This is a genomic window from Bradymonas sediminis (assembly GCF_003258315.1).
In the GTDB taxonomy this organism is placed as follows: domain Bacteria; phylum Myxococcota_A; class Bradymonadia; order Bradymonadales; family Bradymonadaceae; genus Bradymonas; species Bradymonas sediminis.
This window is the reverse complement of record NZ_CP030032.1, coordinates 747,390-768,540: the sequence shown is the minus strand read 5'-3', so window position 1 is coordinate 768,540 and position 21,151 is coordinate 747,390. Positions and strand designations below refer to the sequence as shown.

20 protein-coding genes and 2 pseudogenes are annotated in these 21,151 nt (G+C 60.9%); 12 read left to right on the top strand and 10 right to left on the bottom strand.

Going from position 1 to position 21,151, the window contains the following annotated elements:
* The first annotated feature begins 11 nt into the window (after positions 1 to 11).
* Positions 12 to 1,334, top strand: a complete 1,323-nt coding sequence (locus DN745_RS02905; protein WP_111332004.1) for an AI-2E family transporter — start codon at positions 12 to 14, stop codon at positions 1,332 to 1,334.
* A gap of 15 nt (positions 1,335 to 1,349) precedes the next feature.
* On the opposite strand, the gene DN745_RS02900 is transcribed toward DN745_RS02905, so the two are convergent.
* The 4 genes from DN745_RS02900 to DN745_RS02890 all read right to left on the bottom strand — a co-directional run bounded on the left by DN745_RS02900 (position 1,350) and on the right by DN745_RS02890 (position 4,185).
* Positions 1,350 to 1,805, bottom strand: a complete 456-nt coding sequence (locus tag DN745_RS02900; protein ID WP_111332002.1) for a PaaI family thioesterase — start codon at positions 1,803 to 1,805, stop codon at positions 1,350 to 1,352.
* Positions 1,806 to 1,884: 79 nt separating this feature from the next.
* The gene (locus DN745_RS19825; protein ID WP_275426323.1) at positions 1,885 to 2,010 is read right to left on the bottom strand and encodes a hypothetical protein; all 126 of its coding nucleotides are present in this window, start codon (positions 2,008 to 2,010) and stop codon (positions 1,885 to 1,887) included.
* A 127-nt stretch (positions 2,011 to 2,137) separates the two neighbouring features.
* The gene (locus DN745_RS02895) at positions 2,138 to 2,401 is read right to left on the bottom strand and encodes a hypothetical protein (protein WP_133621723.1); all 264 of its coding nucleotides are present in this window, start codon (positions 2,399 to 2,401) and stop codon (positions 2,138 to 2,140) included.
* A gap of 95 nt (positions 2,402 to 2,496) precedes the next feature.
* On the bottom strand, positions 2,497 to 4,185 hold the full coding sequence (locus tag DN745_RS02890; protein WP_133621722.1) for an ATP-binding protein: 1,689 nt from the start codon (positions 4,183 to 4,185) through the stop codon (positions 2,497 to 2,499).
* 148 nt (positions 4,186 to 4,333) lie between these two features.
* On the opposite strand from DN745_RS02890, the gene DN745_RS02880 reads away from it, so the two are divergent.
* From DN745_RS02880 to rpoD, 9 genes and pseudogenes are all read left to right on the top strand, one after another.
* Positions 4,334 to 5,458, top strand: a complete 1,125-nt coding sequence (locus DN745_RS02880; RefSeq protein ID WP_111331996.1) for a fatty acid desaturase family protein — start codon at positions 4,334 to 4,336, stop codon at positions 5,456 to 5,458.
* 144 nt (positions 5,459 to 5,602) lie between these two features.
* Positions 5,603 to 5,803, top strand: a complete 201-nt coding sequence (gene rpmI, locus DN745_RS02875; RefSeq protein ID WP_111331994.1) for a 50S ribosomal protein L35 — start codon at positions 5,603 to 5,605, stop codon at positions 5,801 to 5,803.
* Between the two features lie 15 nt (positions 5,804 to 5,818).
* Positions 5,819 to 6,175 (top strand): 50S ribosomal protein L20, encoded by a 357-nt coding sequence (gene rplT, locus DN745_RS02870; RefSeq protein ID WP_111331992.1) that lies wholly within the window; start codon positions 5,819 to 5,821, stop codon positions 6,173 to 6,175.
* 206 nt (positions 6,176 to 6,381) lie between these two features.
* Positions 6,382 to 7,413 (top strand): phenylalanine--tRNA ligase subunit alpha, encoded by a 1,032-nt coding sequence (gene pheS, locus DN745_RS02865; protein WP_111331991.1) that lies wholly within the window; start codon positions 6,382 to 6,384, stop codon positions 7,411 to 7,413.
* A 60-nt stretch (positions 7,414 to 7,473) separates the two neighbouring features.
* Positions 7,474 to 9,966 carry a phenylalanine--tRNA ligase subunit beta gene (pheT, locus tag DN745_RS02860; protein ID WP_111331989.1) on the top strand — a complete coding sequence of 831 codons (2,493 nt, stop codon included), beginning with the start codon at positions 7,474 to 7,476 and terminating at the stop codon, positions 9,964 to 9,966.
* 279 nt (positions 9,967 to 10,245) lie between these two features.
* A complete protein-coding gene (locus DN745_RS02855; RefSeq protein WP_111337506.1) occupies positions 10,246 to 10,527 on the top strand; it encodes an integration host factor subunit alpha in 282 nt (93 codons plus the stop codon).
* A gap of 63 nt (positions 10,528 to 10,590) precedes the next feature.
* Positions 10,591 to 11,280, top strand: a complete 690-nt coding sequence (locus DN745_RS02850; RefSeq protein ID WP_111331988.1) for a MerR family transcriptional regulator — start codon at positions 10,591 to 10,593, stop codon at positions 11,278 to 11,280.
* 352 nt (positions 11,281 to 11,632) lie between these two features.
* Positions 11,633 to 11,869, top strand: a pseudogene (locus tag DN745_RS20280) (hypothetical protein); the annotation flags it as partial.
* 666 nt (positions 11,870 to 12,535) lie between these two features.
* Positions 12,536 to 13,291 (top strand): annotated as a pseudogene (gene rpoD / locus DN745_RS20275) (RNA polymerase sigma factor RpoD); the annotation flags it as partial.
* A 69-nt stretch (positions 13,292 to 13,360) separates the two neighbouring features.
* Here the strand turns inward: rpoD and DN745_RS02840 are convergent.
* Positions 13,361 to 14,095, bottom strand: a complete 735-nt coding sequence (locus DN745_RS02840) for a molybdenum cofactor biosynthesis protein MoaE (RefSeq protein WP_111331984.1) — start codon at positions 14,093 to 14,095, stop codon at positions 13,361 to 13,363.
* A 170-nt stretch (positions 14,096 to 14,265) separates the two neighbouring features.
* Here DN745_RS02840 and DN745_RS02835 point away from each other — a divergent pair, with 170 nt between their 5' ends.
* A complete protein-coding gene (locus tag DN745_RS02835; RefSeq protein ID WP_162687411.1) occupies positions 14,266 to 15,450 on the top strand; it encodes a serine/threonine protein kinase in 1,185 nt (394 codons plus the stop codon).
* A gap of 408 nt (positions 15,451 to 15,858) precedes the next feature.
* On the top strand, positions 15,859 to 17,001 hold the full coding sequence (locus DN745_RS02830) for a ribonuclease D (RefSeq protein WP_111331981.1): 1,143 nt from the start codon (positions 15,859 to 15,861) through the stop codon (positions 16,999 to 17,001).
* An 8-nt stretch (positions 17,002 to 17,009) separates the two neighbouring features.
* Here DN745_RS02830 and DN745_RS02825 read toward each other — a convergent pair whose 3' ends face one another.
* The 5 genes from DN745_RS02825 to DN745_RS02805 form a co-directional block, all read right to left on the bottom strand.
* Complete coding sequence (locus DN745_RS02825; RefSeq protein WP_111331979.1) at positions 17,010 to 17,522, bottom strand: DUF2231 domain-containing protein; 513 nt, start codon at positions 17,520 to 17,522, stop codon at positions 17,010 to 17,012.
* Between the two features lie 62 nt (positions 17,523 to 17,584).
* Positions 17,585 to 17,917: a S1 domain-containing protein gene (locus DN745_RS02820; RefSeq protein WP_111331977.1), complete on the bottom strand. Its 333-nt coding sequence runs from the start codon at positions 17,915 to 17,917 to the stop codon at positions 17,585 to 17,587.
* 125 nt (positions 17,918 to 18,042) lie between these two features.
* On the bottom strand, positions 18,043 to 19,278 hold the full coding sequence (locus tag DN745_RS02815; RefSeq protein WP_111331975.1) for a glycosyltransferase: 1,236 nt from the start codon (positions 19,276 to 19,278) through the stop codon (positions 18,043 to 18,045).
* The gene (locus DN745_RS02810; protein WP_111331973.1) at positions 19,275 to 20,069 is read right to left on the bottom strand and encodes a glycosyltransferase family 2 protein; all 795 of its coding nucleotides are present in this window, start codon (positions 20,067 to 20,069) and stop codon (positions 19,275 to 19,277) included. The genes DN745_RS02815 and DN745_RS02810 overlap by 4 nt, the downstream gene beginning before the upstream one ends.
* Positions 20,051 to 21,133, bottom strand: coding sequence for a murein hydrolase activator EnvC family protein (locus DN745_RS02805; RefSeq protein WP_162687410.1), 1,083 nt, complete (start codon positions 21,131 to 21,133; stop codon positions 20,051 to 20,053). Before DN745_RS02805 ends, DN745_RS02810 begins: the two co-directional genes overlap by 19 nt.
* Positions 21,134 to 21,151 lie beyond the last annotated feature (18 nt).

Genomic DNA, 21,151 nt, shown 5'->3' with positions numbered 1-21,151 from the left:
AGGAATGACTTATGGCTAGCTTCATAGGCGAGCATCCCGATGAGCACCTGCCCGACGGCGCTCCCGAGGAGACGCCGCCGCGCGACGCCGCCGTCGGGCCAGCGCTCTTCCCGCGCCTCAGCGCCCAGCAATACCGCGCGCGCGTCTGGCGCTACGTCTATATCTCAATGCGCATCTTATTCTTCGCGCTCATCGTCGCCATCGCCTGGTGGTTGAGCATCTCCATGGGCACCCTGCTCACCCCCCTGCTCGGCAGCTTCATCCTGGGGTATTTGCTCGACCCGCTCGTGCGCAAACTCCAAGGCCGCGGCCTAAGCCGGCGCGCCGCCACCCTGGTGTGCCTGGGCTCAGTCTTCGCGCTCATCGCCGTCGTCCTGCTATTCTTGCTCCCCTCGATCATCTCCCAACTCAGCTATTGGATCGGCAATATCCCGGAGCTCATCGGCGAGATTCAGGACACCTGGTTCCCCTGGATAACGACCCAGATCGAAACCCGGCTGCCCGAATCCATGCAGGAAACCGTTCAAGGCTATATCAGCGACGCCGCCAACGCGCTGCCCGGACTCGCCCAACGCATCGGCGGCTGGGGCGTGGGCGCGGTCTCAGGAACCGGAAGGGCCCTCTTCGCCGCGTTCAACCTCATCCTTATCCCTCTATTCACCTATTATTTCCTGATGAAATTCGCCCGCTATAAAACGGCGGTGGTCGAGTGGATTCCGCGCAAACGACGCGCATATTATCTCTCGATTCTGGCGAGGATGGACGTCGCCGTCGGGCAGTGGTTCCGCGGGCAACTTCTGGTGGCCGCGATCGTCGGCGCGCTCTATGCCATCGGGCTGGCCATCGTCTTCGCCCTCTTCGGGATCGACTTCCAACTCGGGATCGCCATCGGCGTCGCCGCGGGGATCACCAATATTATCCCCTACCTTGGCATGATCTTGGCGATCGCCATGACCGCCCTGGTGGTCCTGCTGGACTGGCCGGGATGGATCGGCATCCTTTTTGTCGTCGGCGTCTTCCTGGTGAACCACATCTTGGAGGCATATATCGTCGGCCCCAAGGTATTGGGCGACTCCGTCGACATGAACCCCATCGCGGTGATCATTTTGCTGCTGGCCGGCGGTGAATTGGCCGGTCTCTGGGGCATCCTATTGGTGATACCCATCGCGGGGGCCGTCAAGGTGATCATCCCGGATCTGCGCGCCCTCTACCAGGAGACGACCATTTACCAGGGCGGAGAAGTCGACCTCGTCGCCGAATCGCCGCCCGAGCCCGATGAGAGCGCACAAAAAAGCGGGCCCGACCACGCGCTACCGGCCTCGCCGAGCACATAACCTGACCCGCAATCATCACATCGACTTATATAGATTCGTCACGCGCACTTCGCAGAGCAGCCGTTCGGTCTCGATATGGATGATATCGATCTTATGGCGAATCAGGGTGCGGCCGCGCTTAATCACCGTGGCGTGCGCGCGCACGCTCCCCTCGGTCGCCGAGCTAAGATGCGAGCAACTCACCTCGATCCCCACCGGAACGCGCTTGCTCAAATCGACGCCCCAACAGGCGTGCATGCTCGCCGCCGACTCCGCCAATAACAGGCTCATCCCACCGTGCAGCAGCCCGAAGGGCTGGCGCGCGTGGTCGCCGATCGGCATCTCGAGCACCGCGAAATCGTCGCCGATATCGACCAACTCAATTTGATGCGGCGCCATCGCGGTATGCCCGGTGGTCGCCTTAAACGCCTTTACCCATGCGTCTTTATCCGTAGGGTTCGACATAATCTGCTGCGCGAACGAAATGGCCATAAAAAACTCGTACTTATAAGACTTCAGGGGTGTCGATAGAAATGAATACCAATGCAACTCACGCGCCGCCCGGCCGCGCTCAATCGTCAGCGGCTTCCTCGGCTTCTTCAGCCTCGTCGAGCATCTCCTCGACCTCGGCGGCGTGCTTAGCGTCAAGCCCCTCGACCATCTCACCAAACGCGCGGCGCGCCTCGAAGACTGTCATTCTTTCTTTCTGAAATTCAACGCAAATTAGGCACATGGTCGGCTCCTGGGGTGAAGTGAACTGCTCGGATTCGATGAATCTGCGCTCTAAGCATAACATCGACGCGCACGCCGATCACGTCACGCATCTATTCAGCGCCGGCATCTGCGGCGCTCGCCTTTGAACCTGCGTCCACGCCCTCATACCGGGCGGTGACGAGTTGAATATCCTCGTAGCCGAACAGGTCGCGCAGCACCTGATCCGCCTGGCGCTGAGTCTCGAAGCGGCGCTCAAAGATCTGAGCCCCATCGGCGTTAAAAAACAACAGGCACTCCGCGTCGCGCTCAATAAACGCAACCTGGGCAAGGTTAATTCGAAAGCGACCCAATTTCATCCATAGGGCTGATTTCATGGGGTATTCCTCGTGTTGGCGGTGATGGACTCGGCGCCAGAGATGAGCGCCTGATCGGGGCTGCGAAAGATCTTACGCGGTGTCGGCGGGGATACTCAATAAGACTGGGCGACAAGAGTCGGCGACGCGTCGGCGTAGGTCGCGCGCAGGGCGCTCAGTCGCGCGCTATTTCCCAGCAAGTCATTCTGTTGGCAGGCGAGCGTGTAGAGCACCTCTCGCGCCGCGCGACGGCGCTTGAACTCAGCGCCGTCTTCAGACATCGAGCCGTCCTCGACGGCATCCAGGTAGCGCAACCCCCGCACCGCCAACCAGGCCAGGTCCTCGTGGGCCCCACTAATTTTCGCCAACGAATCTTCGAAGCGCGCCAAGCTCTCATCCCACGCGGCCCAATCCCCCCGGCCCAGCGCGCAGACCATCAACCCGGCGTAGATAAGCGGCAACTTCGACTGATAGCCCAGCTCCACATAGGACATAATCAGCTTAATCAGGACGGGCCGGGCGCACTCAAAATTCTGCGCGCCGATCTCAACCAGCGCAATATTATAGCGCGCCACATGCGCCGGGCGACTATTATCGACCTGAAAAAGATCGAGCGCCTTGGCATAATGATGGCGCGCCTGCTCCCAATCTTCGGCGTGGCGCGCGATCTCGCCAAATACCGTCCACGCGGTCCCCTCGACGACCCGAAAGCCACGCTCACGGGCGAGCTTTCGCGAAAGCTCGGCGTATCGGACCGCCTCGGTGTACTTGCCCTCCCCGAGCCAGGTCTGGGCGATAAAATTATTATTGACCGCCTGCATAAAATAATCGTCAAGGGCCTCGAAGGTCGCGACCGCCTTAAGCAGGCCTTCGCGCGCCTCCACGTAGCGCCCCTGCAGCATCATCACGTACGCGCGATTCGCCCGAGCACGCGTCAAACCGTGCTCGTCGCCCGCAACCGCCAGATACCCACACGCGTCGTCATTGAGACGCAGCGCGTCCGCGTAGCGACATTGACCGGTCCGGATCTGCCCGTAGAGCAGCATCGCGTAGCCGGTCTCAGCCGCCCAATCGCTGCGGCGAAAGACCCTCAGCGCGCGATCGACCAACTCCTGTGCGCGCGGGATTTCCCCCTTCAAAAAATAAGATCGCGCGCGACGCGTATCGTTCTGGGCCCGAAACGGACTCCCGGGCCCAACTTCCATCTCATCGAGGAGGCGATCGCGCTGGTCCAGATAGGCTCGGCACGCCAGATGGTCGTCGGAGTCGAGCGCGACCTTCTGGGCGACCAGCAGCATCTCAAGCGCCTCATCAACCCGTCGGCCCGCGATCAGATGCTGCGCACGGCGCCCGGCGACCACGCGCCCTCGACGGTCATGGGAGTCATCGCCGTACGTCTTTAGCAACCCGCGCGCACACGCCGCGTGATACCGAACCCAACCCTTGTCCTCGACCGCGATCTTCGCCAAAGCTTGAACTGCCTCGGCCGTCACAAATCGCCAACGCCTCCTCGGCGCCCCAGACGAAGGACCATTTTCTATGCGCCGGCCAAGATCCCCGGCGACCAAATGATCCAAAATAACCTCGAAGACCGCCTCGTCCCGCCGAATCCCCGCGCACGCGCACGCGCTCATCCACTCCAGCCAATCCACCCAGAGCAGCTCTGCGCCCGCCGACGCGTCACCCGACGCGCCTCCCTGAGCCAGGGCCGCCGCAATACCGAGGCATGCGCGCACCTGCGCGCCGACCAAATCCCTATCGACGGATTTGGTTATATCCTCAAATAATGCGCACCATAGCCCCATCAAAAATCCTGCTTCACGAAAGCAATTTTGCGGTAGAACTCGACTATAACAGTATTTCAAACCAAAGATAAACCTCCCTTATTTCGTCCACCTTTCCTTCCCCACCCTATTTATGTTAGTTTCGCCCTCGCTCAGACGTAGGAAGTATATGAACGAGACCCAGCGCAAGATCACCTTCGACAATCGAAGGAATCGCGACTTCAGCAAAACCGTCAAGGCGCGTGTCAACGCGTATTTCGCCGAAAATAACCTCTCAAAATTTGCCAACGCGGCGATGATTCGAAAGACCATCGCCCTATTCACCCTCTATTTTGGCTCTTACGCGCTGATCATCAGCGATATCTTGCCCGTCTGGGGCATGTGGGCGATGTGCTTTGTCATGGGGCTTGGGATGGCCGGCATCGGCTTCTCTGTCTCTCATGACGCCCTGCACGGGGCGTATTCGGCCAACAAACACGTCAACCGACTGCTCGGCTTAAGCTTCGATCTTCTCGGGGCCAACGGGTATATCTGGAAGATCACCCACAACGTGATCCACCACACCTACACCAATATCCAGGGGCACGACGAAGACCTGGAAGTGGCCGGATTCATTCGCCTTTCGCCCAACACCGAGCACCAGCCGATCCACCGCCTCCAGCATCTCCTGGCGTTCCCTGCCTATAGCTTCGCGACGTTTTTCTGGGTCTTTATCAAGGATTATAAATATTTCCTTCAACGCGATCTCGGCCCCTATAAGGATAAGAAGCACCCGGCCAGTGAGTGGGCGATCCTCATCGTCACCAAGCTCATCTATTACGGCTATATCATCGCCGTGCCGATGCTCCTGCTCGACATCACCTGGCTGCAATTCGCGATCGGCTTCTTCACCCTGCACCTGACCGCCGGCCTCACCCTGGGCATTATCTTCCAACTCGCCCACATCGTCGAAGACACCGAACACCCCGTGGCCGACACCGACGACACGATCCCCGAGCATTGGCTGGTCCATCAGATGGCCACCACCGCTGACTTCGCCCAGGATAATAAATTTCTGTGCTGGTATATCGGCGGGCTCAACTTCCAGATCGAGCACCACCTCTTTCCGCGCATCTGCAGCATTCATTACCCCGATATCGCCTCAATTGTGCGCCAGACCGCCCGGGAATACGGAGTCCCCTATCATTGCTACGAGACCTTCGGCGACGCCGTGGGGTCGCATTATCGCACCCTAAAACGCTTCGGCAGCGCCGAAAAAGCAACCGGCGACGAGCCGCTCCAAAATAGCATTTGAATTTCTGACAGCGATCGGGTAGTCACTCGTCTTCGCTTTCGCTCCCATTTGGGGAACGGCCGCGCCAAAACGCTAAATTTCCGCCTACTTTGTTTTCATGAGCGCGATATAAAGCGTTCAACATACAGAAAAAACGAGGACGCAATGCCAAAAATGAAAACCCATCGTGGTTCTGCTAAGCGATTTAAGATTAACAAAAACGGCAAGGTGAAATTCCGCCGCGCTTATCGCTCTCACTTGCTTACGACTTGTAAGACTCCCAAGCAAAAACGTCAGTTGCGCGCGGGCTCATACCTGTGTGATGCCGATGCAAAACGCATCAAGAAATTGCTCCCCTATCTTTGATTTTGAGGTAATGTTATGCCGCGCGTTAAACGAGGAACCAAGGCTCGCGCCCGCCGTAAAAAAGTCCTGAAATCCGCTCGCGGATTTGTGGGTGGCCGTCGCCGTCTTTTCGCAAATGCTAAAGAAACCCTTCATCGCGCATGGTGCTATGCCTACCGCGATCGTCGCCAACGCAAACGTCAATTCCGTCGCCTGTGGATCACGCGTATCAACGCTGCCGCGCGTCAGAATGACATGAGCTACTCGAAGCTGATCGGTGGCCTGAACAAAGCCGGCGTCGAGCTCGACCGTAAGGTCCTGGCTGACATGGCCGTCTTTGACCCCAAAGGATTTAGCAAAGTCGTCGAGACTGCGCGTCAAGCCCTGGGTTAAGCAGCCACAAACCGTGCCGCACTCGCGCCTCTTTTCGATGCACGGCGCGCGTCAGCCCGGCTCTTTGATGAACCGCCCCGCCCCGCTTCGCTTGTCGTTGTGGGGCGATGGCTTTTCTTGGACACCCATTTGGGCGCATGTGCTCGGTCGGCGGCCCCGCCCGCCCCACACACCCGCCCAGCAAAAGCGTTTATACGAGGATCTTGATGAATATTTCGGAACTTGAAACCCGGCTCAACCAACTCGCCGAGCAGGCCGTCGCCGAGTTCGCTGAAGTCGAGCGAAAAGAAGACGCCATCCAGGTAAAAAACCGCTATCTGGGCCGAAAAGGCGGAGTCCAGGAGTTGATGAAGCTCATCCGCGAGCTTCCCAACGACGAGAAGCGACTCGCCGGCCAGGCATCAAACCTCGCTAAAAAGACCATTCAAGACGCCTATGACGCGCGCAACGACATGCTCGACGCCCGCGAACTCGCCCGCCAATTGGCCGCCGAGACCATCGACGTCACCCTGCCCGCCCGCACCCCCGCGGTGCGCTCCGGCCACCCGCTTATCGAGGTCCAGCAGGAGCTCATCTCGATCTTCAGCGACATGGGCTTCGAGGTCGCCGAAGGCCCCGAAATCGAAGAGGATTTCTACAATTTCGAGGCGCTCAACTTCCCGGCCGACCACCCCGCGCGCGACATGCAGGACACCTTCATGCTCGACGACGGGCGCCTGCTCAGGACCCACACCTCGCCGGTGCAGGTGCGCACCATGCTCGCCTACGGCACGCCGGTGCGCGTCATCTCGCCGGGGCGCGTGTACCGCTGCGACGCCGACGTCACCCACAGCCCGGTCTTCCACCAGGTCGAGGGCCTGCTGGTCGACGAGAATATCACCTTCGCCGACCTCAAGGGCACGCTGAGCCACTTCGCCGAGCGTGTCTTCGGCCCGGGCACCCCGCTCCGGTTTCGCCCCAGCTTCTTCCCCTTCACCGAACCCAGCGCCGAAGTCGACATCGGCTGCATCTTCTGTGAAGGCAGCGGCTGCCGCATCTGCAGCCACACCGGCTGGCTCGAGATCCTCGGCTCCGGCATGGTCGACCCCAACGTGTTCACCTCCGTGGGCGTCGACCCCGAGAAATACAGCGGCTTCGCCTTCGGCATGGGCGTCGAGCGCATCGCCATGCTCAAGCTTGGCGTCAACGATATTCGGATGTTCTTCGACAATGACCTGCGCTTTTTGGCGCAATTCTAATCCGACCGTTTTGCGCCCGCGTGTTCAAAAACAAGAAACCGATAAAATAGCGTATATATCATGAAAATTAGTTGGAAGTGGCTGCAACAATGGGCAGATCTTAGCGAGCTTAGCGTCGACGACGTCTCCCATCGCTTGACGATGGCCGGCCTGGAGGTCGACGGCGTCGAGCACCTCGGCGAGGGCTGCGATGATATCGTGGTCGCCCGGATCGACCGCATCAGCGAGCACCCTGACGCCGACAAGCTCGTCATCTGCGACCTGACGCTAGGCGAAGGCAAAACCAGCAACGTGGTCTGCGGGGCCAAGAATATGGCCGAAGGCGATTTCGTCGCCCTCGCCCAACCCGGCAGCAGCCCGCCCGGCGTCGACTTCGATATCGTCTCGCGCAAAGTCCGCGGCGTGCTCTCCCACGGCATGCTCTGCAGCGGCTCGGAGCTCGGCCTCGAAGACGACACCGACGGCATCCTCATCCTGGCGCGCACCCACGAACTCGGCATGCCCGCCTTCGAGGCGATGGGCCTCAAAGACACGGTCATCGAGGTCGATCTCACGCCCAACCGCCCCGATTGCCTCGGCCACCTGGGCGTGGCGCGCGAGCTCAGCGCCCTCTACGGGCGCGCGCTCAAGACACCCACCGATTGGCAAGAGACGCCGGTCTGGGAGAGCAGCGCCGCGCCACAAGCCAGCGACGCCGCGCCTCTTATCGTCGAAGACGCCGAAGGGTGCCCGCGCTACCTCTTCGCCGTCATCGAAGACGTCAAAGTCGGCCCGAGCCCGGCCTGGCTGCGCTCGCGACTGACCGCCATCGGTCTTCGCAGCATCAATAATATCGTCGATATCACCAACTATATTTTGATGGAGCTGAACCAACCCCTGCATGTCTTTGACCTGGACAAATTGCAGGGCCCAGAGATCCGCGTTCGCCGCGCGACCGCTGGCGAAACCATCGTCGGCATCGACCATAACGAATACAAACTCGACCCCAGCGATCTCGTCATCGCCGACGCCGAGCGCCCTGTGGCGATCGCCGGTGTGATGGGCGGCGCCGACACCGAAGTCGACGAGACGACCACGCGCGTCTTGATCGAATGCGCCTATTTCGAGCCGACCACGGTGCGCCGAAGCGCGCGCCGCCACAGCCTGCACACCGACTCCAGCCACCGCTTTGAGCGCGGCATCGACCCCGCCGGCCTCCCCGCCGCCCTGGCCCGCGCGCTGCGCCTGATGCTGCGCACCCAGGAGACGCTCGACTCAAACCCCACGGTTCGCACGGGCATCGTCGAGCATTGCGTCGACGCCGTCACCAAGAATACCCAGGTCACGCTGCCCAAAACGATGCCTTCGCGCATCCTGGGCATCGACCCCAGCGAAGACACCATCGTCGGGTACCTCGGCGCCCTTGGCATCGAAATGACGGCCCAGGGCGAGGACACCTGGCTGTGCACCGTGCCGACCTACCGTCCCGACATCGAGCGCCCCATCGACCTGGTCGAAGAGGTCGCACGCATGTACGGGTACGACGAGATCCCCTCGACGCTGCCGCGCTCATCGATGGGTTATACCCACCGCGTTCGCCCCGAAGACACGCGCCATCCCGAGACGATCATCTCGCGCAATTACCGGCGAATCCTGGCCACGATCCGCACCCAATTGCTCTCGTTTGGCCTCTATGAGGTCGTCAACTACGGCTTTATGTCGGCCCAGGAGCTCGACCTGCTGCGCATCGCCCCGGGCGACCGCCGCCGCGAGACCGCGCGCCTGGCCAACCCGCTGGTCGCCGACGACGCATTCATGCAGACCACGATGCTCCCCGGGCTGCTCAAAAACCTGACGCTCAACCGCGCTCGCCGCCGCAAGAACGTCGCGATCTTCGAGACCGGCCGCCGTTATTTCAAAGACACCGAGCGCCCGACGCTGGCGATGCTTCTGTCGGGGCAAAAAGAGCACCATTGGAGCGGAAACACCGCCTGGGACTTCTTCGACCTCAAGGGCATCGTCGAGGCGATCTGCCGCCCCTTCGCGACCGAAGGTCTTGAGTGGCAGGTGCCCGCTGACGCTCAACCCTACCTGCACCCCGGCGTGCAGGCCGAATGGGTGCTCGACGGCAAGATCATCGCCTCGCTGGGCCGCCTGCACCCGATGGTCGCCTCGGATCTTGACGTCGACGCCGAAGTCTTCGTCGCCGAACTCTACCTGGACGAACTCTTCGCGCTTAAGCCCGTCGAGCGCCGCTTCAGCGCGCCGCCGCGCTTCCCGGCGGTGACCCGTGACTTCGCGCTGACCTACGGTCTCGAGACCCCATACGCCGACCTTGAGCGCGCCATTTCGCGCCTGGCCGACCAAGACCCCGACTTCGGCGCGATCTTTGAGTCCTTCGAACTCTTCGACGTATACGCCGGCGAGCAGGTCGCCGAGGGCATGCGATCACTGGCGCTGTCGGTGGTGTACCGCGCCGCGGATAAAACGCTCACCGATACTCTCGTTGAGCGCGCTGATAAGCGCCTGATCGAATGGTTGGAGACCCAGGTTCAGGCGACCCTTCGCGGCTAAATCGGGCGCGAGGAGCCGCGAGAAATTAGCAAGATAATCCTTTATTTTCGCTGCCTTCTCGAAGATGCTCCTTGAAAGCATCGGATTTAACCGCTAAAAATCCTGCATTCATCTGGCGAGCGATTCGCGATAATATCGCTCGCCAGATTCGTTATTATTTGCGATTGTGACGCGATAACTATAGCGATGTTGTAACAGATGCGCGCAGCGATGCTATTCGTCAGATCTGGGATGATATAAACAAGATTAACTGGTTTAATGAGGAGTTTCTTCATGACGATGACAAAAGCCGGCCTTGTAGACGCCGTCTACGACCGCGTTGGGGTATCCAAAAAGGAAGCCGCCGATTGTGTGGATACAGTTCTAGAGTTGATGAAAGAAACCCTGGAAACCGGGGATGAACTCAAGATCAGCGGCTTCGGCAAATTCGAAGTCCGCCAAAAAGGTGAGCGCATTGGTCGAAACCCCCAGTCGGGCGTTGAGATCATGATCCCCAAGCGTCGAGTATTGCGTTTCAAAGTTAGCCAAGTGCTCAAGGATGAGCTCAACGGCGACGCCTAATCCCTGTTTAACCCTGCTCTATCACTGCTCAATCACACCGCGGCCCCGCCAAGGAATCGGAATATGGAAATCGAAGCGTTGGACATCCCCGAAAAAACATTTTTTAAGATTGGCGAAGTCGCCAAATTGCTCGACCTGGAGCCCTATGTTTTGCGCTATTGGGAGAGCGAGTTCGAGATGCTCCAACCCGATAAAACCGACAGCGGCCAGCGTAGCTACAAACGCGAAGATATCGAGCTGATCTGCCAGATTCGGGGCCTTCTCTACGACGAGATGTTCACCATCGCAGGCGCCCGCCGCCAGCTTGAGCTCGAGGGCGAGGGCAAGCCGAACCTCATCAGCCTGGACACCGCCTCCGAGGCGTCCCAGCAGCCCCAGCCCCAGACCGATCTGTGGGAGCAGCGCAACGAAACACAGGCCCAGCGCATCGAAGAGCTCGAGGCCGAGATCGCCGAGCTTCAGCAGAAGGCATCGTTGGCCGCCGAGCTCGACGCCGCCCTGGAGGCCCAGGTCGCGCACACCCATGAGCAGGCCGCCGAGATCGACACGCTGATGGGGCAACTCGCCGAGTTCGCAGCACAGGACGCGCAGATCGAAGCGCTCGAGGCCGAACTCGCCCAGGCCAACCAGACCATCGCAAACCTTCAGGCCCGCCCGGCCCAATCCACCCCCGGCGCCCTCGACCCGGCGATCCTCGATAGCTTACGCCGCCAGGTCCAGCATCTGGCCAGCCTCGCGCAGCGCCCGGATTGATTGGTCCTCAACAACTTAAGCGCCAGCCGATGGAATGATTCGCCTGACTCAAGCGCTCTTTAGAAGCCGTGCCCTCCCCTGGGCGCGGCTTCTTTGCTTTCGACGCGTTGCGGATAAACCAGAGAAATAATCTTTTTTTGCATCGCAATGAGATTTGTGCACGGAACTTGCTTAATAGTTACTATGTATTGGCCCTGCCAAGATGTCCCAATCCGGCCAACACACGTTTCTCACGGTCTGCGGCACCCTTCTCGCATCCAGGGAGCCCGAAAAGATGGTCTATCCTAGGCAATCTTTTTATAGCCTGAGACAAAAATGTCATAGTAATCGATGAATCGGCGCAAATCGAGATATGATGGGCATCTTCAATCGAATGAAGGACGGCGAAATGACCGAGAACTCCCAAATGCCAAAACCGACCGGCGCGACCGCCACCGCGGGAGCGTCCATCCCTCGTGACGATCTGATCGCGGAGCGCACCCACCGGCGCCGACAGGCACGCCTCCAGCGCACGCGCGTTGAGAACTGGCGCGATTTTGACCCGGTCAAGATGTATCTAAGCGGCATCGGCGAGGTCGGCCTGCTCAACCGCGAGGGCGAGGTCTCGGTCGCCAAAGAAATCGAGGCGGGACGCCTCGAGGTCTTCAACATCCTGGTCAACACGACCGCCGCCATCGAGATGATGCTCGCCCTGCCCGAGCGCCTGAAGTCCGGCTCGGCGCGCGCCCGCGAGGTCTTCGAGGAATACACCCCCAGCGCCGCCGACAGCGAGATGCCGGTGGCGCCCGATGTCTTCGAGCGCTTCGTGCGCCTGGAAGCCGCCTGGGACAAGGTCTGCGCCGCCCAGGACAAGCTCATCGAGGTGCTGGAGTCCTCGGGCGATGAAGCCGCCCAAAAGCGAGCGACCAAAGCCCTCGATAAGGCTCAAGAGAACCTGGTCGACGCGATCCATAATACCCGGCTGTCGCAGCGCTATTTCAACGAGATCGCCAATAATTTCAAAGAGGCGATGAATAATATTCACCGCTGTCACCAACGCATTAATGAGCGTTTTCGCAGCGCTTACGTGCCGAAATCCGAGCTCGAAGCGCTGCTCAACAAGCTTGAGCAGGGCGAGGAGATCGACTTCTCCGGGCTCCCCTTCGATCTGCGCCACCTCGAAGAGACCCGCCAGATCGTCGACTCTTCGCGGCGCATCATCGCCAGCATCGAGCAGCAATTTCACCTGCCCGAAGACAAGATCATCGAGCTCGCACGCGCCATTCGCCAGGGCGAAAAGCGCGCGGATCGCGGCAAGGCCGAGATGATTCGGGCCAACCTTCGCCTCGTGGTCTCCATCGCCAAACGCTACGTCAACCGCGGCATGCACTTTTTGGATCTCATCCAAGAAGGCAACCTCGGGCTGATGCGCGCGGTCGAGAAATTCGAATACCAACGCGGTCATAAATTCTCGACCTACGCGACCTGGTGGATTCGCCAGGCCATCACGCGCGCCATCGCCGACCAGGCGCGCACGATTCGCATCCCGGTCCACCTGATCGAGACCATCAACCGCATCGCGCGCACCTCGCGCGAGCTGGAGCAAGAGCTCGGGCGCGTGCCGACGCCCGAGGAGATCGCCGAGAAGCTCGACATGGACGTCGAGGCCGTGCGCCGCACCCAGCGCATCTCTCGCCACCCGGTCAGCCTTGAGACGCCCGTGGGCGACGAGGACGACAGCCAACTCGGCGACTTCATCGAGGACGAAGGCGCGGTCGACCCGGCCGAAGAAGCCTTTCGCCAGAACCTCTGCGAGGAGACCCAGCAACTGCTCGCCTCGCTCACCCCGCGCGAGGAGAAGATCCTTCGCATGCGCTTTGGCATCGGCGAGAAGACCGACCACACGCTCGAAGAGGTCGGCCAGGACTTCAACCTGACCCGCGAGCGCATCCGCCAAATCGAGGCCAAAGCCCTCGATAAGCTGCGCGAGCCGGATCGCGCGGTCGACCTGAAGATCTTCCACGACTCCTGATCGACGGCGTACTCCACAAAAAAGCCCGGGCGTCTCGAACGCCCGGGCTTTTTTGTGCCTGCCCGATACTCAGGCCCCCATGCCGACCCACTCATCACCGTCAGGACTGACCTCTTTTTTCCAGATGGGCACGATCTCCTTGAGGCGGTCGATGGTGAACGCACAGGCCTCAAACGCCGCGACGCGGTGCGGACTCGACACCGCGATCACCACCGCCTTCTCGCCGATCTCCAGGCGCCCGTAGCGATGATGAATCGCAATCACCACCCCACCCCAGCGCAACACCACCTCGTCGGCGCACTCCACCAACTTAGCGAGCGCCATCTCAAGGTAGGTCTCATACTCAAGATAGCTCACCTTACGGTCGCCCGTGTGGTCGCGCACGACGCCCTCGAACACCACGACCGCGCCGGCCTCCGGGCGCGACACGAACGCACGCACCACCTCGGTATCCAGCGGCTGGTCGGTCATCAGAAACGCGCCGGTCGGGTCCGCACATTCGGTCGCATCTTCGCGCGCGTCGGGCACGTCAACGCCGCCCGACACCGGCGGAATCAAGGCGACCTCATCATCGGGGCTCAGCGCCAACTCGGGCGGCGCGAACTCCCGATTCACCGCCACCCGCGTCGACTCCCGGATGCCCTCAAGCTCCGGATGCGCCCGAAAAATCGCGCGCCACAAATCATCGACGGTCGGCTGCGCATCTTCGCCCGCTCGATCTTTGGCGACCTCTAACTCCAGCTCCTCGGCGTCTTTTCCGAGGCGCTCGCGAATCCCACCAAAATATCGAATTGTTATGTTCATCTATAACTCCCTGGGGCGTCGCGCTCATGCGACGCGTCGGCCCCATCTAATAGAATGATGCGCATCGCGCACATATTTTTTTGACAGTCGCGCGATTTCGGGCACGATGGCCGTGCTGCAACTGGTTCGTCGCAAGGATGCGACCTGATACCGCCGCTACGGAGGGCCCGATGAAATCACGAATTCCACGCAAGCCGCGTACCCCCGCGACTCCACCGCCACTTGGCGACAAATCCCAGACAAAATCAAGTCAGGGACCGCAGCCGACTCTGCGCTACGGGGACCAATTCGGCAAATATGTCATCAACGGCTTCGCCGGCAAGGGCGCGACCAGCTTCGTCTACGAAGCCCGCCCCGTCGACGGCTTCGAGAAGGTCGCCGTCAAGGTGCTCCACCCGCACCTCTTGGCCGACCCCGCCAAGCGCCGCAAATTCTACCAGGAAGCGCGCATCATGATGCGTATGCGCCACGCTAACGTCGTGAATTTCCGTGAGATCATGGAGATCGACGGGCACCTGGCCTACGTCATGGAATATATCGACGGGCCGACCTTGGAGGATTGGATGCGCACCCGGGCGAAGTCGGCCAGCCAGATGGAGCTGGCCTGCCTCTTCTCGGACATCCTGCGCGGGCTGAGCCACGCGCACAGCCACGGCGTCGTCCACCGCGATATCAAACCCGCAAATATCCTCATCGCGACCCAGCAGGGCCGCCTGGTCGCCAAGGTCATCGACTTCGGCCTGGCGCGCTTCTCCGACCAGCCGATCAGCGCCCAGGAGCGCTCCAAGATCGCCGGCACCGCCGCGTATATCTCGCCCGAAGAGGTCAGCGACCCCGACAGCGTCGGGCAAACCAGCGATATCTATAGCCTCGGCGTGATGCTCTACGAAGCCGCCTGCGGCCAGCGCCCCTTCGCCGAAGAAGACCCGCGCGCCCTGCTCGAAGCCCACGCCAATCGCATGCCGCCGAGCCCGCGCGAGGTCAACCCGGCCTTGTCGCCGGAGTTCGAAAACGTCATCCTGCGCACGCTCTCCAAGCGCCCGGATTCGCGCTTTAACTCCGCGCCCGAGATGATCCAGGCCCTTCAAGACGCCATCCAGGCCGCGATGCGCGCCGAGATGATGCAATTGGCCGAGGAGAACGCCGCCACCACCGAGTGGACCCGCGACACCCCCGCCAAGACCGGGCCGAACCAGCAAACCGCCATGCTCCTCTATCTGATGATGTGCATGCGCGCGATGTTCGCCGTCCTTGGCACCTCGAATACCTCCAGCGACACCACCGACTCGACCCTCAAGGCTCACCATTTGGACCGCACCCCGGACCCCAGCTTTCATCTTCCACTAAACTTATAAATTTCTGTGGCATATTCGGCCCAGATGCGCTATTTCGCCTTCAATTGATGAATGATGTTGGATAGATAGCCGCTAGAAATAGGTACCTGAATATTTATGGTTTGCTATTTATTTATGAGGGAGCGCCCACCGGCGCTCCCTCTTTTTTTCCGGTGAAGCAGGTGACGCAGCATTCGCCCGGCGATTGTGACATGCGTTTTTGCCACATTCACAACTAAACGGTGCATAGGCCCCCAAATACTTCGCCCCATTATCTTGCGCTCGCTCCCCAATCACTGCTAACTATTTGGGAACTATGCGATTATTCGCATCGCCTTATTTTCACCTAAATTGGCCGCTCAAGCGGATTCTATGTTCCGATTCCGCCCCCGACTACGCCGCTAAGCGCCCACCAAACGACTCGAAATTATGCGCATATCCTGGATCGACGAGCCCGACGAATTTGAAGACTTTTGCGCGCAGATTGCCGGCGAAGTCATCGCGGTCGACACCGAAAGCGACCACTTCCAGGCCTATCACGCCAAGGTGTGCCTGATTCAGGTCGGCACGCCCGAGCAGGGAGCGCTGGTGGACCCGCTTCGCCTTGGCCCGCAGGGGCTCGCCCCGCTCTTTGAGCTGCTCGAAGACCCCAAAAATCCGGTGCTGATGCACGCCGGGCGAAACGATATTCGCGAGCTCAATCGCGACTATCATATCGGCGTCTCCAATATCTTTGACACCCAGGTGGCGGCCAAATTTCTGGGCTATGAGCGCAACGGGCTGACCTGGCTGCAGAAAAATATCATCGGCAAGACCCCGCCCGGCCAATTCCAGACCTACGACTGGAATACCCGGCCCATCCCGGCGCCGGTGCGCGAATATGCGATCGCCGACGTCGTCGACCTCTTCGCGCTGCGCGAGCGTTTTTTGCCCGAACTCGAAAATACCGGGTGGCTGGGGCCCTTCCAGCAGCACTGCGCCTATATCGCCTCGACCAGCGATTACCAGGCCTCAGAATTTGACCCGGAGGGTTGGTGGAAGGTGCACGCGAAAGTTGGCAGTCGCCTGGACGCGCAGGGCCGCGCCACGCTGCGCGAGCTCTACGCCGCGCGCCACGAGATCTGCGAGAAGGAAAATCGCGCGCCGGTGCATATCTTCCCCAACCGCGCGCTGGGCAGCCTGGCCAAAGAAAAGCCCAAAAATATCGCGGGCTTGCGCAAGATCAAAGGGCTCTCCGAAGAGCTCATCGCCAACTATAGCGACACGATTTTGCGCGCCATCGACCACGCGCGCCACACCAAACTCCCGCCCAAAAAACGCCCCACCGAGCGCAAGCCGCCGTCGAGCCTGGTCATCGAGGCGCGCAGGCGTGCGCTGATCGATTGGCGCAATCACACCGCCGATCGCCTCGGCGTCCCGGGCATGCTCATCGCCACGAACTCGACGCTCACCGACATCGCCGCCGACCCGCCCGCCACCATCGACGGGCTCGACGCGTTTATCCCCATCCTAGATTGGCAACGCGAGATGTTCGGCGAGGAGATCCTGCGGGTGCTCGCCCAGAACTCCTAAACCTCGCCTCAATAAGTGTCCGTAAATTCGGTGCACTCCGGCGTGGGATGATAGACGCCGGCGGCCTGCTGATACACGAGCTGGCCGCCCAGGTGGCCGACGTAGCCCATCAGGCCGCTGCCGCCGATACAGGCGAGCAGCACGGCCACCGTGAGCCCAACGCGCAAGCGGCCCTGCGCTTTGAAATATGCCGCGCCCAGGTCGACGAGAATCGCCGCGCTGAAGATATACCCGACCACATAGGCCAGGTCCTCGTGGGATTGCTTGACCCGCGGGTCGCACAGCATCCTGGAGACCTCGCCGTCGGCCAAATCCCCGGTAAAAACGGCGAGCCAGGCCAGGGCCGCGCCGACCAATAAGGCGGCGCGGCCGGCGGGCTTTAAAAAGCCCAGAACACCGTCGCTTGCCACGAACTCACCGATCAGTCGCGCGATCGTGCCGCACAAAAGCAACACGATGGGAAAATGCACGACGACCGGGTGGAACATCTCCACCCGCAACATATCGGGGACCACTGACATACGCGACAGCTCGCTAACTCAATACAACAGGTACCAACTTACTCGATGGCCTTAACAAGCCATTATTCCTGGATCTTCACCGAGATCGGGTCGAGACGTTGACCCACCTTTTTGACCTCAACTTCAACCTTCTGTCCGGTCTTGAGCGCGTCGAATTTGGCGGGCTCGTCGTTCAGGGTCAAGGTCGTGGTCTCGGTAAAATAGAGTTCAAATTCGCGACCTTCGGAGTCCACATAGATCTCTTTTTTCTCGGGCACGACTTTCTTAACTGTCCCCGCGTAGGTGCCGCTTTCGATGGCCGTTTCTTCTGCCTTTTTCTCGCAGCCCATCAGCATCAGGCTCGACACGAGAAGCATGGGGATTACGGCGATGAGGAGATTCTTGAGATGACGCATATGCTGCTCCTTAAAAGATAGTTGATAGCCCGATCTTAGGGCCCTAAATAACAAAATCCAGCCCTCTCGGGGCCGCCAGTGTGCACATAGCCCGGTATATTTGACAAGTCGAAAACGAAAATCAATTACCTTTGGACTGCGACCGTGCGGAGCAACGCGTCCCATTTAGCAATGAGCACGGGCCAGGCGAGCGCGTCGACCCGCGCGCGCTGGGCTTCGCTTAGCTGTCGGTGCACCTGCTCGGAGGAGCCGGCGAGTCGCTCGATGGCGCGGGTCCAGGCAGATATGTCGCGGGTATAAACCGTCTGGGCATCAGGCGTCACCACATAATCCGACAGGCCCGGAATCTCGGCGCATAGCGCGATCGCGCCGTGGCTGGCCGCCTCCAAAAAGCTAATCGGGAGCCCCTCGTGACGCCCGTTGTCGAGGGTCTTCGAGCAAAAGAGCGCGAAGCCGCAGCGCTGCAAAAGCGCCGCCTTCGCCGCCCCGCTCACCACCCCGTGAAACTCAACGCGCGTGTTTTCGCCCTCGCCGCGCAATCCACGGGCCAGCGCCTCAAGCCGCGCCCGCTCCGGCCCATCGCCGGCGATATGAAGCGTCGTCGGGCGCGCAAAATCCGCGCGGCAAAACGCCTCAATCGCCAGGTCGACGCCCTTTATCTCGACGAGGCGCCCCATGCATAACCAATGATCGCGCGCGTCTTCTCGAGGCGTCACCTGCCCGGGCAACGAGCGCCTCGCCGGCTCAAACCCCATGGGCAAAATCATCGTCGAATCGCCCGCAGAACCGAGCACTCCCGCAAATTTATCGGCCAGCGCTTTGGTCGGAACCGTCATCGCTCCACTCGCACAAAAGCGCGCCAGCGCCTGGCCGATCCCGATCTTTTCGAGGAGACCCGTCGATAGCTGCTCGAGCAGATGCACCCCGCCTGAATGCCCGACGATTAGGCTCGGGATGCCGGTGAGATTCCCCAAGAATCGGGCGAGAAATCCCGCCGGAAGCAGCCAATGCCCCACGATAATATCGGGGCGCTCACGCGCGATTTCGACGAGCACGCGCACGCTCATCGCCGCGACGGCCGGGGCAGCGAGCAGCGCGCGCCAGGGATTCTGGCGAATATTTTCGGGGGTTCCCGCACCATAAAAAAGCGTGTCATATCCGGGCGGCGCGTAGGGAACGCGCAGCACCTCGAAGTCGGCCGACTCCGGCGCTGCATCGGGCGACACCGAGGAATCCGCCCAGCTGAAGACGCGTAGGTCGTGGCCCAGATATCGAAGATGCTGCGCCCACTCAAAGACGAAGCGCCCCGCGATATCGCCGCGAAATCGCGGCAAGCTGCTCGTGATGACAAGGATCTTCATGCAGCGAGCATCTTCGGCCGACCGCGCAGGCGATTCGACGCCCGTCGAAGCGCCCCGCGCGCGAGGATGCCCGCGATGGGCAGGATCACCCTGGGGATATGCAGGCCCGATTGCTCGGTCGCGTATACCGGTCGAACCACCGGCTGCTCGATGCGCGCGCCGACCTCCGAAAGACGCAAGATCAGGTCATTCGGGTAGCCGTAGCGCGGGTAGAGTTTGTGCAGCGGCAGATGCTCTAGCGCCCGCGCGCTGATGGCCGTATAGCCGCATTGAGCGTCATCAAGCTCGGCATAGCCGCCGATGACGCCGGTCAATTTACCGAGCAAGCGCGTGCCGAAGCGGCGCATCTGCGGCATCTGATAGCTATCCGGGTGGGCCAGCCGGTTGCCCTTGGCGTAGTCGGCCTGGCCGGCAAGGACCGGGGCGATGACCCGGGCGAGGTCGTCGGGGTCCATCTGGTTATCGGCGGCCATCACGGCGATGACGTCGGCGCCTGACTCCAGCGCGTATTCATAGCCGCGCGTAATCGCGCGCCCGACCCCGTAATTATAGCCCATGCGGATGACGTTCACGCGCGCGTCGCTCTGCGCGGCCGCGCCCGCCACCTCAAAGGTTTTGTCGGGCGAGCCGTCATCGACCACGATAATCTGGTCGACAAAAGCCGGGATCGAGGCGAGGGTCGCGGGCAATAAACGGGTCTCACAATAGGCGGGAATCACCACTGCGATGCGCTTCTTTGCGTCCACAACTTCGCCGTTGGCGAAGTCGCGATTTAGGGCTGAATAAACCATGTCGTCGGATTGATGGGGTGGCCATTTTTGCGCAATTCAAAATATAATTTCGGCCCGTCGAAGCTGCCGGTTTGCCCGGTGCTTGCGATCGAGGCGCCGCGTTCTACCGTGTCGCCGACCTTAACGTCCAGCGTTTTCAGGTGGGCGTAGACGCTATGATATTGCTGGCCGTGGTCCAGGATAATGAGCTCACCGAAGCCCTCCATGCGCCCGGCGAAGACGACGAGTCCGCCGGCGACCGACTTCACCGAGGTGCCCTCGTCGAGCTTCCAGGTCAGCCCGGTGTGGCGCACATAACTCATGGACTTCGCTTGCTTTTGCGGACCGTAGCCAAAGGCAACCTCGGCCGACACCGGCGGGCGAAGCGTGCCCTTGAGCCGGTGGAAGTCGCGCTCGGTCGAATTCTTAAGCAGCATCCCCAGCGAATTCTCGAGGTCCTGGTCGCTGGCGCGAACCTCGCGCTCGACCTGCTTCTGATTGGCGCTGGAGTTCGCCTCATTGACCAGCCTTTTACGCGTCTTCTCGGCGGCTTTAACGGTCGCCGTATTCTGCGCGATCTCGACGCTCATCCCGGCCCGCTGCGCCACGCTCTGGCGCGTGCGCCGCACGTCCACGTCGATAATCTGGAGCACGTCGATATCGGAGACCCGGCGACTGAGCGCCTCGGAGTGCGCCGCGGCCAGCAGCATTTGCGCATCCTCGGCTTGCCCGGGCGGCAAAAAACGCCCGGCGCGCTCGCCGCTGCGATGCGCTTTATCCCAGGCGACCAATTGCTCCAACACCTGCGCCCGAACCTTATTGCGCGCACGCTGGGCCGTATCAAATGGCGCGGCGTCCCGGCTCAGCGATTTGCTCGCCAAATCCGCGGCTTTCTTGAGCTCAACGATCTCGCGGTTGCCCCGGGTGATGCGCGCTTCGATGGCGTCGAGTCGCCCGACAAAAGACGTCTTCGCGCCGACAGGCTGGGCGTCCAGACTGGGCGCGGCCAGCGTCAGCGGAAGCGCCAGTATCCCGCAGAGAAGCGCGACGCGACCGCGCGAGAACCTTCGCGTTTTGAGCGCCATATCGACCTCCCCCGCTTT

Excerpts from the sequence above, each read along its gene's own strand:
- rplT (WP_111331992.1), top strand. The coding sequence starts at position 5,819 with ATGCCGCGCGTTAAACGAGGAACCAAGGCTCGCGCCCGCCGTAAAAAA.
- DN745_RS02880 (WP_111331996.1), top strand. The coding sequence starts at position 4,334 with ATGAACGAGACCCAGCGCAAGATCACCTTCGACAATCGAAGGAATCGC.
- DN745_RS02835 (WP_162687411.1), top strand. The coding sequence starts at position 14,266 with ATGAAATCACGAATTCCACGCAAGCCGCGTACCCCCGCGACTCCACCG.
- DN745_RS02855 (WP_111337506.1), top strand. The coding sequence starts at position 10,246 with ATGACAAAAGCCGGCCTTGTAGACGCCGTCTACGACCGCGTTGGGGTA.
- DN745_RS02900 (WP_111332002.1), bottom strand. The coding sequence starts at position 1,805 with ATGGCCATTTCGTTCGCGCAGCAGATTATGTCGAACCCTACGGATAAA.
- DN745_RS02820 (WP_111331977.1), bottom strand. The coding sequence starts at position 17,917 with ATGCGTCATCTCAAGAATCTCCTCATCGCCGTAATCCCCATGCTTCTC.
- DN745_RS02895 (WP_133621723.1), bottom strand. The coding sequence starts at position 2,401 with ATGAAATCAGCCCTATGGATGAAATTGGGTCGCTTTCGAATTAACCTT.
- DN745_RS02905 (WP_111332004.1), top strand. The coding sequence starts at position 12 with ATGGCTAGCTTCATAGGCGAGCATCCCGATGAGCACCTGCCCGACGGC.
- pheS (WP_111331991.1), top strand. The coding sequence starts at position 6,382 with ATGAATATTTCGGAACTTGAAACCCGGCTCAACCAACTCGCCGAGCAG.
- DN745_RS02890 (WP_133621722.1), bottom strand. The coding sequence starts at position 4,185 with ATGGGGCTATGGTGCGCATTATTTGAGGATATAACCAAATCCGTCGAT.
- DN745_RS19825 (WP_275426323.1), bottom strand. The coding sequence starts at position 2,010 with ATGACAGTCTTCGAGGCGCGCCGCGCGTTTGGTGAGATGGTCGAGGGG.
- pheT (WP_111331989.1), top strand. The coding sequence starts at position 7,474 with ATGAAAATTAGTTGGAAGTGGCTGCAACAATGGGCAGATCTTAGCGAG.
- DN745_RS02805 (WP_162687410.1), bottom strand. The coding sequence starts at position 21,133 with ATGGCGCTCAAAACGCGAAGGTTCTCGCGCGGTCGCGTCGCGCTTCTC.
- DN745_RS02850 (WP_111331988.1), top strand. The coding sequence starts at position 10,591 with ATGGAAATCGAAGCGTTGGACATCCCCGAAAAAACATTTTTTAAGATT.
- DN745_RS02810 (WP_111331973.1), bottom strand. The coding sequence starts at position 20,069 with ATGGTTTATTCAGCCCTAAATCGCGACTTCGCCAACGGCGAAGTTGTG.
- DN745_RS02815 (WP_111331975.1), bottom strand. The coding sequence starts at position 19,278 with ATGAAGATCCTTGTCATCACGAGCAGCTTGCCGCGATTTCGCGGCGAT.
- DN745_RS02825 (WP_111331979.1), bottom strand. The coding sequence starts at position 17,522 with ATGTCAGTGGTCCCCGATATGTTGCGGGTGGAGATGTTCCACCCGGTC.
- DN745_RS02830 (WP_111331981.1), top strand. The coding sequence starts at position 15,859 with ATGCGCATATCCTGGATCGACGAGCCCGACGAATTTGAAGACTTTTGC.
- DN745_RS02840 (WP_111331984.1), bottom strand. The coding sequence starts at position 14,095 with ATGAACATAACAATTCGATATTTTGGTGGGATTCGCGAGCGCCTCGGA.
- rpmI (WP_111331994.1), top strand. The coding sequence starts at position 5,603 with ATGCCAAAAATGAAAACCCATCGTGGTTCTGCTAAGCGATTTAAGATT.